This is a genomic window from Isoptericola sp. NPDC055063 (assembly GCF_053608125.1).
Window position 1 is genome coordinate 105,949 of record NZ_JBSGUW010000011.1, and the last position, 14,984, is coordinate 120,932.

General features: G+C 74.6%; 18 protein-coding genes. 10 read left to right on the plus strand and 8 right to left on the minus strand.

Annotated elements, in window-relative coordinates; translation table 11 throughout:
* Positions 1 to 16: 16 nt before the first annotated feature.
* Genes ACWF41_RS14680 through ACWF41_RS14690 form a run of 3 tightly spaced genes read left to right on the plus strand, consistent with a single transcriptional unit; the run spans position 17 to position 2,069 of the window.
* Entirely contained in the window at positions 17 to 394 is a 378-nt protein-coding gene (locus ACWF41_RS14680; RefSeq protein WP_380322371.1) for a YciI family protein, read from the plus strand.
* Positions 394 to 738, plus strand: coding sequence for a YciI family protein (locus tag ACWF41_RS14685; protein ID WP_380322419.1), 345 nt, complete (start codon positions 394 to 396; stop codon positions 736 to 738). Before ACWF41_RS14680 ends, ACWF41_RS14685 begins: the two co-directional genes overlap by 1 nt.
* On the plus strand, positions 735 to 2,069 hold the full coding sequence (locus ACWF41_RS14690; RefSeq protein ID WP_380322368.1) for an RNA polymerase sigma factor: 1,335 nt from the start codon (positions 735 to 737) through the stop codon (positions 2,067 to 2,069). The genes ACWF41_RS14685 and ACWF41_RS14690 overlap by 4 nt, the downstream gene beginning before the upstream one ends.
* A 118-nt stretch (positions 2,070 to 2,187) precedes the next feature.
* Here ACWF41_RS14690 and ACWF41_RS14695 read toward each other — a convergent pair whose 3' ends face one another.
* From ACWF41_RS14695 to ACWF41_RS14715, 5 genes are all read right to left on the minus strand, one after another.
* Positions 2,188 to 2,592, minus strand: a complete 405-nt coding sequence (locus tag ACWF41_RS14695; RefSeq protein ID WP_380327095.1) for an ectoine synthase — start codon at positions 2,590 to 2,592, stop codon at positions 2,188 to 2,190.
* 51 nt (positions 2,593 to 2,643) lie between these two features.
* Positions 2,644 to 3,954 carry a diaminobutyrate--2-oxoglutarate transaminase gene (gene ectB, locus ACWF41_RS14700; protein ID WP_380327098.1) on the minus strand — a complete coding sequence of 437 codons (1,311 nt, stop codon included), beginning with the start codon at positions 3,952 to 3,954 and terminating at the stop codon, positions 2,644 to 2,646.
* A gap of 127 nt (positions 3,955 to 4,081) precedes the next feature.
* Positions 4,082 to 4,693, minus strand: a complete 612-nt coding sequence (gene ectA, locus ACWF41_RS14705) for a diaminobutyrate acetyltransferase (RefSeq protein WP_380346960.1) — start codon at positions 4,691 to 4,693, stop codon at positions 4,082 to 4,084.
* Between the two features lie 281 nt (positions 4,694 to 4,974).
* Positions 4,975 to 5,457 carry a transcription elongation factor GreA gene (gene greA / locus ACWF41_RS14710; RefSeq protein ID WP_380322872.1) on the minus strand — a complete coding sequence of 161 codons (483 nt, stop codon included), beginning with the start codon at positions 5,455 to 5,457 and terminating at the stop codon, positions 4,975 to 4,977.
* 180 nt (positions 5,458 to 5,637) lie between these two features.
* Positions 5,638 to 6,057: a DUF4307 domain-containing protein gene (locus ACWF41_RS14715; RefSeq protein ID WP_380322875.1), complete on the minus strand. Its 420-nt coding sequence runs from the start codon at positions 6,055 to 6,057 to the stop codon at positions 5,638 to 5,640.
* Positions 6,058 to 6,164: 107 nt separating this feature from the next.
* On the opposite strand from ACWF41_RS14715, the gene mca reads away from it, so the two are divergent.
* The 3 genes from mca to ACWF41_RS14730 are packed head-to-tail and all read left to right on the plus strand — an operon-like array spanning position 6,165 to position 8,370.
* Positions 6,165 to 7,040, plus strand: a complete 876-nt coding sequence (gene mca, locus ACWF41_RS14720; RefSeq protein WP_380322917.1) for a mycothiol conjugate amidase Mca — start codon at positions 6,165 to 6,167, stop codon at positions 7,038 to 7,040.
* The gene (locus ACWF41_RS14725) at positions 7,037 to 7,408 is read left to right on the plus strand and encodes a hypothetical protein (protein ID WP_380322878.1); all 372 of its coding nucleotides are present in this window, start codon (positions 7,037 to 7,039) and stop codon (positions 7,406 to 7,408) included. Before mca ends, ACWF41_RS14725 begins: the two co-directional genes overlap by 4 nt.
* Positions 7,405 to 8,370, plus strand: coding sequence for a nitrilase-related carbon-nitrogen hydrolase (locus ACWF41_RS14730; RefSeq protein ID WP_380322881.1), 966 nt, complete (start codon positions 7,405 to 7,407; stop codon positions 8,368 to 8,370). Before ACWF41_RS14725 ends, ACWF41_RS14730 begins: the two co-directional genes overlap by 4 nt.
* A 31-nt stretch (positions 8,371 to 8,401) precedes the next feature.
* Here ACWF41_RS14730 and trhA read toward each other — a convergent pair whose 3' ends face one another.
* Positions 8,402 to 9,163: a PAQR family membrane homeostasis protein TrhA gene (trhA, locus tag ACWF41_RS14735; protein ID WP_380322884.1), complete on the minus strand. Its 762-nt coding sequence runs from the start codon at positions 9,161 to 9,163 to the stop codon at positions 8,402 to 8,404.
* 268 nt (positions 9,164 to 9,431) lie between these two features.
* Here trhA and ACWF41_RS14740 point away from each other — a divergent pair, with 268 nt between their 5' ends.
* From ACWF41_RS14740 to hemQ, 4 genes are all read left to right on the plus strand, one after another.
* The gene (locus ACWF41_RS14740; RefSeq protein ID WP_380322887.1) at positions 9,432 to 10,193 is read left to right on the plus strand and encodes an isoprenyl transferase; all 762 of its coding nucleotides are present in this window, start codon (positions 9,432 to 9,434) and stop codon (positions 10,191 to 10,193) included.
* Positions 10,194 to 10,251: 58 nt separating this feature from the next.
* The gene (locus ACWF41_RS14745; protein WP_380322890.1) at positions 10,252 to 10,740 is read left to right on the plus strand and encodes a MarR family winged helix-turn-helix transcriptional regulator; all 489 of its coding nucleotides are present in this window, start codon (positions 10,252 to 10,254) and stop codon (positions 10,738 to 10,740) included.
* Positions 10,741 to 10,834: 94 nt separating this feature from the next.
* Positions 10,835 to 11,980, plus strand: a complete 1,146-nt coding sequence (locus tag ACWF41_RS14750; protein WP_380322893.1) for a ferrochelatase — start codon at positions 10,835 to 10,837, stop codon at positions 11,978 to 11,980.
* Positions 11,977 to 12,762, plus strand: coding sequence for a hydrogen peroxide-dependent heme synthase (hemQ, locus tag ACWF41_RS14755; protein WP_380322896.1), 786 nt, complete (start codon positions 11,977 to 11,979; stop codon positions 12,760 to 12,762). The genes ACWF41_RS14750 and hemQ overlap by 4 nt, the downstream gene beginning before the upstream one ends.
* Positions 12,763 to 12,795: 33 nt before the next feature.
* Here the strand turns inward: hemQ and ACWF41_RS14760 are convergent, their stop codons facing one another.
* Both ACWF41_RS14760 and ACWF41_RS14765 read right to left on the minus strand, forming a co-directional pair.
* Positions 12,796 to 13,614 carry a putative protein N(5)-glutamine methyltransferase gene (locus ACWF41_RS14760; RefSeq protein ID WP_380322899.1) on the minus strand — a complete coding sequence of 273 codons (819 nt, stop codon included), beginning with the start codon at positions 13,612 to 13,614 and terminating at the stop codon, positions 12,796 to 12,798.
* 17 nt (positions 13,615 to 13,631) lie between these two features.
* Positions 13,632 to 14,969 carry a Glu/Leu/Phe/Val family dehydrogenase gene (locus tag ACWF41_RS14765; RefSeq protein ID WP_380322902.1) on the minus strand — a complete coding sequence of 446 codons (1,338 nt, stop codon included), beginning with the start codon at positions 14,967 to 14,969 and terminating at the stop codon, positions 13,632 to 13,634.
* Between the last annotated feature and the right edge of the window lie 15 nt (positions 14,970 to 14,984).

The following is a 14,984-nucleotide window of genomic DNA, read 5'->3' on the forward strand; positions in this document are numbered from 1 at the left end:
ACCCGAGGAGACCGTCGTGCGCTATCTGATGCTGGTGCTGTCCACGCCCGAGGACACGGAGCTGCGTCCCGAGGACGAGGCGGGCGCCCCGCCCATCGAGGGGTGGGTGGAGAAGTACTACGGGAGCGGCGTGGCCGTGCTCGGCGACCGGCTGCGCCCGCCCGCCGACGCGGTCGGGGTGCGGGTGCGCGGCGGCCGCACGCTGGTCACCGACGGCCCGTTCTCGGAGACCAAGGAGGCGATCGGCGGCTTCGACGTCATCGACGCCCCCGACCTGGACACGGCGATCGCCATCGCCTCCGAGCACCCGGTGGCCCACGGCGGCGCCATCGAGCTGCGGCCGTTCTGGCCGCTCGACCTCGAGGTCGGTGGCGCGACGGACGGGGGCGCGTGATGCGGTACCTCATGCTGGTGATCGAGCCCGACGTGCCGGACCGCGGCCCGGACGACGCCATCGAGGACTGGGTGCGCCGGCACGACGCCGACGGCTCCCGCGTCCTGGGGGAGCGGCTGCGCCCCGCCGCCGACGTGCGGCGCGTGCGGGTGTCCGACGGCCGGCCCCTGGTGACGGACGGGCCGTTCACCGAGACGAAGGACGTCATCGGCGGGTTCGACATCATCGAGGCGCCCGACCTCGACGCGGCGCTCGCGATCGCCGCCGAGCACCCGGGGTCGTGGGGCGGCGGCACCGTCGAGGTGCACCCGTTCTGGCCGACCGACGGCGTCGAGCCCGCGTGAGCACGCCCGCCGCCGTCGAGGACGCGTTCCGCAGCGAGTGGGGGCGCGTCCTCGGCGCGGTGGCGCGCGCCACCGGCGACCTCGACCTCGCGGAGGAGTCCGCGCAGGAGGCGTTCGCGACGGCGCTGCGGACCTGGTCGCGCGACGGCGTGCCGGACCGGCCCGGCGCGTGGCTCACGACGACGGCGCGGCGGCACGCGCTGGACGTGCTGCGCCGTCGCGGGGTCGAGCGGGACAGGACGGCGGCGGCGGCGCGCCTGGAGGAGCGCCGCGTCGCGACGTCCGGCACGGCCGTCGGGGCGGCCGACGGGAGCGCCCAGGACGCCGTGCACGACGAGGTCGAGCGCGGCCTGGACGACGAGGGCTGGGACGTCGACGACCCCGACGGCGACCTGCTGCGGCTGCTTTTCACCTGCTGCCACCCGGCGCTGCCCGCCGAGGGGCGCGTGGCCCTCACGCTGCGCTCGCTGACCGGCATGACGACGGCGCAGGTGGCGCGCGCGTTCCTCGTCCCCGAGGCGACGATGTCGCAGCGGCTGGTGCGCACCAAGCGCCGCATCCGCGCCACGGGGATCGCGTTCCGGGTGCCGCCGCCCGGCCAGCTCGCCGAGCGCACGTCCGCGGTGCTCGCCGTCCTGTACGTGCTGTTCACCGAGGGCTACGACGCCTGGGCCGAGCCCGCGGAGGAGGTCGAGGGCTGCGCGGAGCGGCGGGCGCTCGCGGGCGACGCGGTGCGCCTGGCGCGGCTCGCCGCCCGCCTCCTGCCGGACGAGCCCGAGGCCCGCGGCCTGCTCGCCCTCCTCCTGCTGCAGCACGCGCGCCGCGACGCGCGCACCGGGCGCGACGGCGTCGCGCGCACCCTCGCGGAGCAGGACCGCTCCCGGTGGCGCCGCGACGAGATCGACGAGGGGCTCGCCGTGCTCGACGACGCCCTGGCGGCGGGCCGCCCCGGGCCGTACCAGGTGCAGGCCGCCGTCGCGGCGCTGCACTGCCGGGCCCAGTCGGCGGGGGAGACGGACTGGGGCGAGGTGCTCGCCCTCTACGACGTGCTGCTGGGCATGGTCCCGACGCCCGTCGTCGCGCTGAACCGCGTCGTCGCGGTGGCCCAGGTCCGCGGCCCGGAGGCCGCGCTGGCGGCGCTGGCCGAGCTGGACGACGCCCCCGAGCTCGAGGGGTACCACCTGCGGCCCGCGCTCCGCGCCGACCTGCTGGTCCGTGCCGGCCGGCCGGCGGAGGCGGTGCGCGAGCTGCGCCGCGCCCTCGACCAGGTCGACCGGGAGGGCGACCGCCGCCTGCTCCGCGGCCGACTCGCCGCCCTCGGCGGCGTCTGACCCCGCCCGGATCGTTGTGAGCGGGCGTTTGGCCCTGTTTCGACGACGAAACAGGGCCAAACGCCCGCTCACAACGATCCGGGCGGGGGTGCCGGGTCAGACGGCGGCGGGGGCAGGGTCAGACGGCGGCGGTCTCCGGCTCGGTGACGAGCGGGTAGACGCCGTTCTCGTCGTGCACCTCGCGGCCCGTGACCGGCGGGTTGAACACGCACACGCACGTGATGTCGGTGCGCGGGCGCACCTTGTGCTTGTCGTGGTCGTTCAGCAGGTACAGCGAGCCCGGCTTCAGCTGGTGGACCTCGCCGGTGCCGAGGTCCTCGATCTCGCCCTCGCCGGACGTGATGAAGACGGCCTCGATGTGGTTGGCGTACCAGAAGAAGCTCTCGGTGCCGGCGTACAGGGTGGTCTCGTGCACGGAGAAGCCTACCCCCTCCTTCGCCAGGACGATCCGCTTCGAGCGCCAGTTCTCGCTCTTGACGTCGGCGTCGGTGTCGGTGATCTCGTCGAGCGTGCGCACGAGCATGGGTAATACCTCCGGTGGTTCGGGTGCGGTGGTTCGGGTGGGGCCGGCCGATCAGACCGTCGGTGCGGGCAGGACGGCGGCGACGGAGTCGCTGATGATGCGCAGGCCGCGCTGCAGCTCGTCGTAGGTGATCGTCAGCGGCGGCAGCAGCTTGACGACCTCGCCGTCGGGGCCGGAGGTCTCCATGAGCAGCCCGCGCGAGAACGCCTCGTCGCAGATGCGGCTCGCGGTCTCGCCGTCGGGGGTCTGCAGGCCGCGGGCCAGGCCGCGGCCCTTGGCGACGAGGACGTCGTCGCCGTACCGGGCGACGAGGGAGTTGAAGTGCGCCTCGACGAGCGCGCCCTTGTCGGTCGTGGAGCGCTCCAGCTCGTCGTCGGACCAGTAGAGGCGGATGGCCTCGGCGGCCGTCGCGAACGCGGGCGCGAACCCGCGGAACGTGCCGTTGTGCTCGCCCGGCTCCCAGATGTCCAGCTCCGGGCGCACCAGGGTGAGGGCCATGGGCAGGCCGTAGCCGGAGATCGACTTCGACAGGCAGACGATGTCGGGCACGATGCCGGCCTCCTCGAAGGAGAAGAACTTGCCGGTGCGGCCGCAGCCCATCTGGATGTCGTCGAGGATCAGCAGGATGTCGTGGCGCTGGCACAGGTCGGCCAGGCCGCGCAGCCACTCGGCCCGCGCGGCATTGATGCCGCCCTCGCCCTGCACCGTCTCGACGATGACGGCGGCGGGCGTGTTGAGACCCGAGCCGCTGTCCTCGAGCAGCCGCTCGAGGTACATGAAGTCCGGCACGTCGCCGTCGAAGTAGTCGTCGTAGGGCATCGGCGTGGCGTGCACCAGGGGGATGCCCGCGCCGCCGCGCTTCATCGAGTTGCCCGTCACGGACAGGGCGCCGAGCGTCATGCCGTGGAACGCGTTCGTGAAGTTGATGACCGACTCGCGCCCGGTCACCTTGCGGGCCAGCTTCAGCGCCGCCTCGACCGCGTTCGCGCCCCCGGGACCGGGGAACACGACCTTGTGGTCCAGGCCGCGCGGCCGCAGGATCGTCTCGCTGAACGTCTCGAGGAACTCCCGGCGCGCCGCCGTGAACATGTCGAGCGTGTGCACCATGCGGTCGTCGGTGAGGTAGTCGACCAGCACCTGCTTCAGCCGCGGGTCGTTGTGCCCGTAGTTGAGGGTGCCCGCTCCGGCGAAGAAGTCGAGGTACTCGGTGCCGTCCTCGGCGTACACCGTCGCTCCGACGGCCCGGTCGAACACGACGGGCCAGGAGCGCGAGTAGCTGCGGACCTCCGACTCGAGGGCGGTGAAGCCCGTCGGGTCGTCGGCGGCGGACGCCTCGGTGGTGGGGACGGTCGGGGTTGTCACGAAGGACACTCCTTGAGGTGGTGCGCGCCGGTGCGAATCGGGTCGTGGAGGGGCTGCGTCGTCACCTGCGCGCCGAACCGGCGCAGCCCGGGGTCTGGTCGCCGGCCATGGGGGCCGGCGACCGGGGTCAGCGGGTGGGGCTGAAGCCCTCGATCACGAGGAGCGGCTCGCCCTCGTGCCCGTCGGGGAAGTCGGCGGCCGCGTAGCCGGTGGTCTCGCGCAGCGTCGCGCCGCGCTCGGCGGCCCAGCGTGCGAAGACGCGCCGCGACGACGCGTTGTCCGTCGTCACGGTGGTGTGGATCCGCGCGACGGCGGGCCCGCCGTCGCGCGTCACCTCGTCGACGACGGCGTCGAGCAGCCGTCCTGCCACGCGCCGGCCGCGGGCCCGCGGGTCGACGGCGACCTGCCACACGAAGAGCGTGGCGGGGTCGGCGGGCAGCCGGTAGGCGGAGAGGAAGCCGACCGGCTCCTCGCCGGCGGCGTCGCCGAGGAGGGCGAGGCGGCACGTCGCGGCGAAGTGGTCCGCGAGGAGCAGGTAGGCGTAGGAGGAGTTGAGGTCGAGCGAGCCCGAGTCGTGGGCCAGCCGCCACATCGCGGCGCCGTCCGCCGTCGTCGGCGGTCGCACCGTCAGCCCCTCCAGCGGGGCCGTGGGCGGGGACGACGCCGCGCGGTCAGGGGCGGCGTCGGTCGAGCTGTCGTCGGTCGGGTGGTTGGTCGTTGCGGTGTCCGTCGTGTCCATACCGCTGTCGACCATAGACGTATCGCGGGGGAAAGTTCACCTCCGCCATGACCGTTCCTCGACGGAGGGTCGCCGCGTCGAGGGTCGTCGATCGTTGGGAGCGCAGCGAAAGGTCCGGATGGCCATCGACGGATCATCGACTGTTCTACGGAGGGTCATCCGTCTCGGATGGTGAGACATCCTGCCGGGGCGCCGCCGCTGGGCCCGGAGACGACCGTGGGCGTGCCCGTCAGCACGGGCACGCCCACGGCATGCGTCTGGTCCGGGCGAGCCCGGGGAGGTCAGCCCGCGAAGGGCGTGGCCTTGAGGATCTCGACGGGGATCTCCCGGCCGTTCGGCGCGGTGTAGGCCACCTTCTCGCCGATCTTGTGGCCGTCGATCGCGGCACCGAGCGGCGACGTCGGCGAGTACACGTCGAGGTCGGTCGTGCCGGCGATCTCGCGGGAGCCCAGCAGGAACGTCATCTCGTCCCCTGCCACGACCGCCGTCACGACCATGCCGGCCTCGACGACACCGTCGTCCGCCGGGGTGCCGATCTGGACGTGGCGCAGCTTCTCGGTCAGCTCGCGGATGCGGGCCTCGTTCTTCGCCTGCTCCTCACGGGCCGCGTGGTATCCGCCGTTCTCCTTGAGGTCGCCCTCGTCGCGGGCGGCGGCGATGCGCTCGGCGATCTCGGTGCGGGCGGGGCCGGAGAGGTGCTCCAGCTCGGCCTGCAGCCGGTCGTGAGCCTCCTGGGTGAGCCAGGTGACGGTGCTCTCGGTCACGAGGGCTCTCCTTTCGTGGTGCTCGTTGGCCTGTTTCGGCCGTGCGCGGGCGACCGACGAGCGTCGGCACGCGCGTCGGCTGGGCAGGACTGTGCGTGTGAATCCCTCAGGATAGCCCGCGCGAGCCCCAGAACCCAGGTCTGCGCCCAGGGCGAACAGCGTGATCCCGGTCGCGGCGCGTCAGGAGCGGTCGGCGACGTCGCACGACTCCACGACGGCGCTGGTCGCCTCCTCCGAGGTGCGCACCGTCACCGTGTAGGTCGTGGTCTGCGTCTCGCTGGGGCCGACGGGCACCTGCATCGTGCCCACCTGGGCGTAGCTCGGGGCCAGCGCCTCCACCTCGCAGGTCGCCGTCGTGCCCGGCGGCATGTGCACCTGGAACGTGACGTCCACCTGCTCGGGGCTCGGCACGGTGAAGCTCACGACGTCCACGTCGACCGGGTCGCGCCGGTTCTGCTCGATCGAGAACCAGGCCGCGAGCCCGACCCCGGCGGCGAGCGCGGCGGCGATCGCCACCTTGGCCCCGGTCCCCAGGCCGCGGCGCTCCGGGCGCGTGCCGTACCGGTCGGCGGGGGGCGTGGGGCTGACGGGCTCGCTCATGGTGCACCATTGTCCCTGAACCCCGAAGCCGACCCGTCACCCCGGGAGGGACCTTGTCCTCCGCCACCTCCGTGCCGCCCACCGGGCGGCCCGCGCCCCTGCGTCTGATGGCGGTGCACGCGCACCCGGACGACGAGTCGAGCAAGGGCGCCGCCACCACCGCGCGGTACGCCGCCGAGGGGGTGGAGGTCCTGGTCGTCACCTGCACGGGGGGCGAGCGGGGCGACGTGCTCAACCCCAGCTTCGAGGTGCCCGCCGGCCACGAGTTCGAGACGATCGAGGGCCGCCGCGCCGTCCGCCGCCTCGAGATGGCGGCCGCGGCCGAGGCGCTCGGCGTCCGCCAGACGTGGCTCGGCTTCGTCGACTCCGGCCTGCCCGAGGGCGACCCGCTGCCGCCCCTGCCGGAGGGCTCGTTCGGCCTCGTCCCGCTCGAGGAGGCGGCGGCGCCGCTGGTCGAGCTGGTGCGCGAGTTCCGCCCGCACGTCATGACCACCTACGACCCGTCGGGCGGCTACCCGCACCCGGACCACATCAAGTGCCACGAGGTCGCGTTCGAGGCGTACCACGCGGCGGGCGACCCCTCGCGCTACGTCGTCGACGGCGGCGCGGAGCCCTGGGAGCCGAGCAAGCTCTACTACAACCACGGCTTCTCGATGGAGCGGATGCGCGCCGTGCACGAGGCCATGCAGGGCGCCGGCCTGGAGTCGCCGTTCGGCGACTGGATCGAGTCGCGCGCCGCGCGGGAGATCCCGGAGCGCACCGCGACAGCGAGCATCCCGGTGGCCGACTACTTCGCGCAGCGCGACGCCGCCCTCGTGGCGCACGCCTCGCAGATCGACCCGGACGGGTTCTTCTTCGCGGTGCCGCGCGACCTCGAGGCCGACGTCTGGCCCACCGAGGAGTACGAGCTCGCGGACTCGCGCGTGCCGACGACGCAGCCCGAGGACGACCTGTTCGCCGGCCTGCGGGGGGAGGCCCGGTGAGCGCCCTCCTGGTGCTGGTGACCACCGCGCCGAGCCCGTCGCCGAGCCCCACGCAGGGCCCGGACGAGCTGCAGGTGACGCCCGGCCTCGCCGGCTTCGTCGCGACCTTCGCGGTCGCGCTGGCGTGCGTGCTGCTGTTCCTGTCGCTGACCCGGCACCTGCGCCGCGCGCAGCACAACGCCGAGGAGCGAGGCCTGCCGATCGAGGAGCCCAAGCGCGTCGGCTTCCGCCGGGCGGACGAGCCCGGCGGCACCTCCGGCGGGACGGTCGCGGCGCCCGGCGACGGCTCGCCCGGCGACGGCTCGCCCGACGACGGATCGCCCGACGCGGGCCCCGAGGGCGAGGCGGACGGCCAGGGCGGCCGATGAGCGCGTCGGTACGCGTCACGGTCGCGCAGCTCGCGATCACCGCGGACCACGACGCCAACCGGGAGGCGGTGGCGGAGGCGTTCCTCGCCGCCGGCCGCGTGGGTGCGGACCTGCTGGTGCTGCCCGAGTACGCCTCGGGCTACGACCCGCACGGCGTCGGCGTCGAGCACGCCGAGCCGCTCGACGGCCCGTTCGTGGCGGCGCTGCGCCAGCACGCGGCCCGGTACCGCATCGCGGTGGTGGCGGGCACCACCCTGCCCGCGTACGGCGCGCCCGAGGCGCGCACCGGGCAGCACCCGGCGGTGACCGGGGCGTTCCCCGCCGTCAGCGGCGCGTTCCCGGCGGTGACGGGCGCGTTCCCCGCCGTGACGGGCTCCGTGCCCGCGATCACGGGGACGACGCCCGCGGTGGGGTCGGCCCCCGAGGCTCCGACGCGGGCCTTCAACACCGTCGTCGCGGTCGACGCCACCGGGGCCCTGGTCGGCGCGTACCGCAAGGTGCACCTGTACGACGCCTTCGGTACCCGCGAGTCCGACCGGCTCGAGCCGGGGCCGGCGGGCGTGCCGCCGCTCGTGATTCGGCTGGGCGACCTGACGTTCGGCGTCGTGACCTGCTACGACCTGCGGTTCCCGGAGTCGGCGCGCCGCCTCGTGGACGCGGGCGCGGACGTCATCGTGGTGCCGGCGGCGTGGGTCGACGGACCGCTCAAGGCGGACCACTGGCGCACCCTGCTGCGGGCGCGGGCGATCGAGAACACGGCCGTGGTGATCGGCGTCGGGATGGCGGGGCCGGGCCTGGTGGGCCGGTCGCTGCTGGCGGGGCCGGACGGCGTCGTCGGGCTCGAGCTCGACGAGACGCCGCAGGTGCGCACCGTGGACCTCGACCCGGAGCCGCTGGCGCAGGTGCGCCGGCAGAACCCGTCGCTGGCGAACCGCCGCTACGTGGTGGTGCCCCGCACCTGACGCGGGGCCCTGCGGCGGGCGCCCGGCGGGGTCAGAGCGCCGCCAGGTAGATGGCGACGGTGTGGCACGTGAAGCCGACGACGGTGAGCGCGTGGAAGATCTCGTGGAAGCCGAACCAGCGCGGCGACGGGTCGGGGAACTTGGTGCCGTAGACGACGGCGCCGACGATGTAGGCGACGCCGCCGGAGGCGACGAGCCACGCGACGGCGGCGCCGCCCGCCGCCGCGAACTGCGGGATGTACCCCACGGCGACGCAGCCGAGCGCCACGTACACGGGCACGTAGACCCAGCGGGGGGCGCTCATCCACAACACCCGCGCCACCAGGCCGAGGATCGCGCCGCCCCAGACGACGGCGAGCAGCACGGTCGCGGTGCTGCGCGGGAGCAGCATCACGGCCAGGGGCGTGTACGTGCCCGCGATGATGAGGAAGATGTTCGCGTGGTCGAGCCGACGCAGCACGGCCGCGGTGCGCGGGGACCACGTGCCGCGGTGGTAGACGGCGCTGGTGCCGAACAACATCACCGCGGTGACGCCGAAGACGGCGCAGGCGACCTTGTCGGCGGTGGTGTCGGCCAGCACGACCAGCACGATCGAGGCCGCCAGGGCCAGCGGGGTGGTCACCGCGTGGATCCAGCCGCGCAGGAAGGGCTTGAGCTTCGCCGCTCCCGTCGCGGCGGCCTCCGTGACCGTCTGGACGGCGTCGCCGACGGCGCCCTTCGCGCCGCGGGCCACGTCGGCGGGGTCGGGCACGCGGTCGGCGCGGTGGCCGTTCGGCTGGGCGGCAGCTGCCACGGTGTTCTCCTCGTCCACGACTAACCTACGCATCCGTAGGTTACGCCAGCGTAGGCGACGCGGGCGGGGCGGGTCGACCGCGCGCTGTGAAGATCGTGGGTGGGGGTTGCGGGCCGTCGCCGACCGCCGCGCGGGCGCGCGACCTGCGGGTCCGGCGGAGCGGTACCGTTGTCCCGCTCTTCGTCCGTCCCGCTCGTCCCGCCCGCCCGCCGGATGCCCGCGCGTCTCGTGCGCCGGCGCGGCGCGGCCCGATCCCCCGAGGTCTCGCGTGCGCATGCCCCACCTGCTCTACGGCCTGTACGAGCGGCGCCTGGCCGCCTCGCTGCCGACGGCGCAGACGCCCCGGCACGTGGGCGTCATCCTCGACGGGAACCGCCGGTGGGCGCGGTCGTTCGGCGAGACGGCGGCGACGGGGCACCGGCGCGGCGCGGACAAGATCACGGAGTTCCTGGGCTGGGCCGAGGAGCTGGGCGTCGAGGTCGTCACGCTCTGGATGCTGTCCACCGACAACCTGGCCCGCCCCGCCGGCGAGCTCACCGACCTGCTCGACATCATCCGCGACGCCGTCCAGGACCTCGCGGAGTCGCGGCGCTGGCGGCTGCGCGTCATGGGCCGGCTCGACCTGCTGCCGACGGAGCTCGCCGACGCGGTGCGGGCCGCCGCGGACGGCACCGCGGACGTCCAGGGGCTGCAGGTGAACGTCGCGATCGGGTACGGCGGCCGGCACGAGATCGCCGACGCCGTCCGGTCCTACCTCACGCAGGAGGCGGCGCACGGGGCGACGCTCGCCGAGCTCGCGGAGCGGATCGACGTCGACGACATCGCCGCCCACCTCTACACCAAGGGCCAGCCGGACCCGGAGCTCGTGATCCGCACGTCGGGCGAGCTGCGCGTGGGCGGCTTCCTCATGTGGCAGAGCGCGCACTCCGAGCTGTACTTCTGCGAGGCGTACTGGCCCGACTTCCGCCGCGTCGACTTCCTGCGCGCCCTGCGGGACTTCTCGCGCCGGGAGCGGCGCCTCGGCCGCTGAGCCGGCCGGACGGGGACGTCGCCGGGCGCCCGTCGGAGGCCTGCGGCACACTGCCACGGTGACCCCGCCCGAGACCCGCCCCGCGCCCGACGTCCGCCTCGCCGCCGAGGCGTGGGAGTCCCTGTTCCGCGCACAGGTCACCCTGATGCGGCGGTTCCAGGCGGACGACATCTGGCGCGACCTGTCGATGCGCGAGTACGACGTGCTGTTCACGCTGTCGCGCGCGCCGGGCGGCGAGCTGCGGCTGCGCGACCTCAACGAGGGGATGCTCATCGCCCAGTCGTCCCTGTCCCGGATGGTCGAGCGACTCGAGGCGCGCGGCCTGGTCGAGCGCTCGGTGCCTCGCGACGACGCCCGCGGCACGCTGGTCCGGCTCACCGCCGACGGTACCCGGCGCCAGCGCGAGACGGGTCTGGCGCACGTGCGCACCATCGCGGAGTACGTGGGGCAGGCGCTCGACCCGGCCGAGCTCGAGCAGCTGCGTGGCCTGCTGGACCGGCTGCGCGCGGCCCAGGGAGGGATCCCGGACCGCGCGTCCGCGTCCTGACCCGGCGGAGATGACAAGGCGTGCCTTCAACGTCACGTCGCCCCGGGGGGCCGCGCGGTGGGTCGGGCCACGCCTCGGTGCGAGGATGGCAGTCATGTCGCTGACCCCCCAGTCGGCCGATGCCGGCCCTTACGACGCCCTGCTCCTGTACTCCTTCGGCGGTCCCAACAAGCCGGAGGACGTGGTCCCGTTCCTCCGCAACGTGACCGCCGGCAAGGGGATCCCCGACTCCCGGCTCGAGGAGGTCGGCGAGCACTACTACGGCTTCGGGGGCAAGAGCCCCATCAACGAGCAGAACCTCGCGCTGAAGGCGGCGCTCGAGGCCGAGCTCGCGGAGCGCGGGATCGACCTCCCGGTCGTGTGGGGCAACCGCAACTGGGAGCCGTACACCACCGACGCGATCGACGAGCTGGAGCGGATCGGGGCGAAGCGCGCCGTCGCCCTCGTGACGTCCGCGTACTCGTCGTACTCCGGCTGCCGCCAGTACCGCGAGGACCTCGCCGTGACGCTCGAGAAGCGCGGCCAGCTCGGCCCCGACGGCTCCACGGGTGTCCAGTTCGACAAGATCCGCTCCTACTTCAACCACCCCGGCTTCGTCGCGGGCAACGCCGAGGCCGTGCTCGAGGCCTACGAGGCGCTCGAGGCCAAGGGCGGCGACCCCGCCGCCGCGAAGCTCGTCTTCGTCACGCACTCCATCCCCGACACGATGGAGGCGGCGTCCGGGGTGGGACACGCCACGTACTCCGCCCAGCACCGCGACGTCGCGGCGGTGGTCGCGGCCGTCGTCTCCGAGGTGCGCGGCCACGCCGTCGAGTGGGAGCTGGCGTACTGCTCCCGCTCCGGCCCGCCGTCGCAGCCCTGGCTGGAGCCCGACGTCAACGACCTGCTCACCGAGCGCGCCGGCGAGGGCCTCACGGACGTCGTCCTGTCGCCGATCGGCTTCGTCTCCGACCACATGGAGGTGGCGTACGACCTCGACACCGAGGCCATGGCCACCGCCGCCGAGCTCGGCCTGACCGCGGTGCGCGCCGGCACGGTCGGCACGCGGGGCGTGTTCGTGTCCGGCCTGGTCGACCTGATCCTCGAGCGCGCGGCCCTGGCCCGCGGCGAGGACGTCGAGCAGGCGACCGTGGGCTCCCTGCCCGCGTTCCCGTCCGTCACGCCGGACGACTGCTGCCTGCGGCGCCACGAGGAGCCCAGCGGCATCCCGGCACTCTGCAGCGAGGACATGCACCGATGACCCAGCCCAGCAGCACACCCGAGACCGCCCACGTGCATGGCGACACCGGCGAGGCCGTCGACGCCGCCGCGATCAACGAGTCGATCCGGTACGCGATGATCGCGGTCTTCTCCACCGCCGAGCCACTGCCGGCCGGCGACGCCGAGCGCGCGGAGATCGCCGCCGAGGCCGAGGCCGCCCTGTGGGACGGCCAGCCCGACGACGCCCGCGACCCGGCCCGCGCCGAGGGCGACGTCGTCGTGCGCGGCGTGTACGACGTCGCCGGCCTGCGCGCCGACGCCGACCTCATGGTGTGGGTGCACGGCCCCTCGGTGGAGTCCGTGCAGGGCGCCTACCAGCGGTTGCGCGCATCCCGGCTCGGGTCGGCGCTCGCGCCGGAGTGGTCGGTCGTGGCGCTGCACCGCGCGGCGGAGTTCAACAAGGGCCACGTGCCCGCGTTCCTCGCCGGCGAGCGTCCCCGCGACTACCTCACCGTGTACCCGTTCGTGCGCTCCTACGACTGGTACCTGCTGCCCGACGCCGACCGCCGCACGATGCTGCGCGACCACGGCATGGCCGCGGCCGGCTACAAGGACGTGCGCGCCAACACGATGAGCACGTTCGCCCTGAGCGACTACGAGTGGCTGCTGGCCTTCGAGGCCGACGAGCTGCACCGCATCGTCGACCTCATGCGCGACCTGCGCGCCACCGAGGCCCGCCGCCACGTGCGCGAGGAGGTGCCGTTCTTCACCGGCCCCCGCGTCACCCTCGCCGACTGGGCGGACAAGCAGCCCCGCGCCTGAGCGCGAGGTGGTCCCGCCTCGGCGCAGATCGGACTACCTCGCGCTCAGGGTGGCGACGACGACGGTGCCGCCGGTGGCGTCGTCGGCGTCCGGGTCCTCGTCGGTGGTGACGGCGGGGCGCAGACCGTGCGCGGCGACCAGGGCCGTCGCGCCGTCGACCTGGTCCGTGCCGACCTCGAACAGCAACGACCCGCCCGGCGCGAGCCACCCCGGGGCGGCGGCCACGACGCGGCGCAGGACGTCGAGGCCGTCGTCCCCGCCGTCGAGCGCGACGGCGGGCTCGTGGTCGCGGGCCTCGGGCGGCATGGTCGCGATCGCGCGGGTCGGCACGTAGGGCGCGTTGCACAGCAGCAGGTCGACCCGCCCGCGCAGGATCGTGGGCACGGCGGCGAGCAGGTCGCCCTCGTGCACCGCCGCGCCGAGGGGCTCCAGGTTGCGCCGGGCGTGCCCGACGGCGGCGGGCTCGACGTCGCTCGCGTGCAGCACCGGCCCGGCCCCCGCGGTCCGCAGGCCGAGCAGCACCGCGCCGCCCACGGCGCCGCACCCGCAGCACAGGTCGAGCACCGTCGACGGCGCGGGGAGCGCGAGCGCGGCGGCGACCATCAGCTCCGTCCGCCGGCGGGGCACGAACACGCCGGGACCCACGGACCAGCGACGGCCCGCAAACCGCACCCACCCGAGCACGTGCTCCAGCGGCTCGCCGGCCACGCGCCGCGCGACCAGCTCCTCGAGCCCCGCCTCGTCGTCGGCCGTGGCCTCCACCAGGAGCGCCGCCTCGTCCTCGGCGAACACGCAGCCGGCCGCCCGCAGCCGCACGACCAGGGCGTCCAGGTCGCGGGCGGCGGGCGGCACGTCGGTGCGGTCGGTGCTCAGGGGTACAGCCCTCGGATCCGGTGGGCCTCGGCGGTGCGCTGCACGCCGATGACGAGCGCGGCGTCGCGCAGCGACAGCCCCTCGCGCCTCGCGAGCGCGGACACGTCGCCGAAGGCGGACGTCATGCGGTGCTCGAGCTTGTCGGCGATCTCCTGCTCCGACCACCAGTACGTCTGGTTGGCCTGCACCCACTCGAAGTAGGAGACGACGACGCCGCCGGCGTTGGCGAGCACGTCCGGCACCACCGTGACGCCCTTCGCCGCCAGGGCACGGTCGCCGTCCGTGGTGGTGGGGCCGTTCGCGCCCTCCACGACCCAGCGGGCGCGGACGGTCGCGGCGGTCTCGCCGTCGAGCACGCCCTCCACCGCGGCGGGCACGAGCACGTCGACGTCGAGCGCGAGCAGCTCGTCGTTGGACAGCGGGTCGCCGCCGTCGAACCCGACCACGGAGCCGGTGGCGGCGACGTGCGAGAACAGGCGGTCCATCGCGAGCCCCGCGTCGTTGCGGATGCCGCCGTACTGGTCGCTGACGGCGACGACGGTCGCCCCGCGCGAGGCGAAGATCGCGGCGGCGTGCGAGCCGACCTTGCCGAAGCCCTGCACGGCGACGGTCACGTCGCTCAGGGGCACGCCCGCCTCGCCGAGCGCGGCAGCGGTGACGTGCACGATGCCGGCGCTGGTGGCGGTGCCGCGCCCGCGGGAGCCGCCCAGGTCCAGGGGCTTGCCGGTGACGACGGCGGGGATCGTGTACCCGCGGTTCACGGAGTAGGTGTCCATGACCCAGGCCATGGTGTGCTCGTCGGTGCCCATGTCGGGCGCCATGATGTCGGTGTCCGGGCCGATCATCGGCATGATCTCGGACGTGTACCGGCGGGTGACCCGCTCCAGCTCGGCCGTCGAGTAGGCCCGCGGGTCGATGGCGACGCCGCCCTTGGCGCCGCCGTACGGCAGGTCGACGATGGCGCACTTCCACGTCATCCACATGGCGAGCGCGCGGACCTCGTCGATGTCGACGCCGGGCGCGTAGCGCAGGCCGCCCTTGCCGGGGCCGCGGGTGATGTTGTGCTGCACGCGGAAGCCGTGGAACAGGACGGTCTCGCCGTCGTCGCGCCGCAGCGGCACGGCCACGTGGATCTCGCGGCGCGGGGTGGCGAGCATCTGGTGCTGGCCCTCGTCGTAACCGAGGACGGCCACGGCGCTGGCGAGCTGGCTGTGCGCGGTGACCAGCGGCGAGCCCCCGCGGGGGGCGGCCTCGGTGCCGGTCGTGGGGGCCGCCGGGGCGGCCGTGGGGGTGGTGTGCAGGGGTGTCGAGGTCATCGACGTCGTCGTCGTCACGGGTCCTCCAGGACA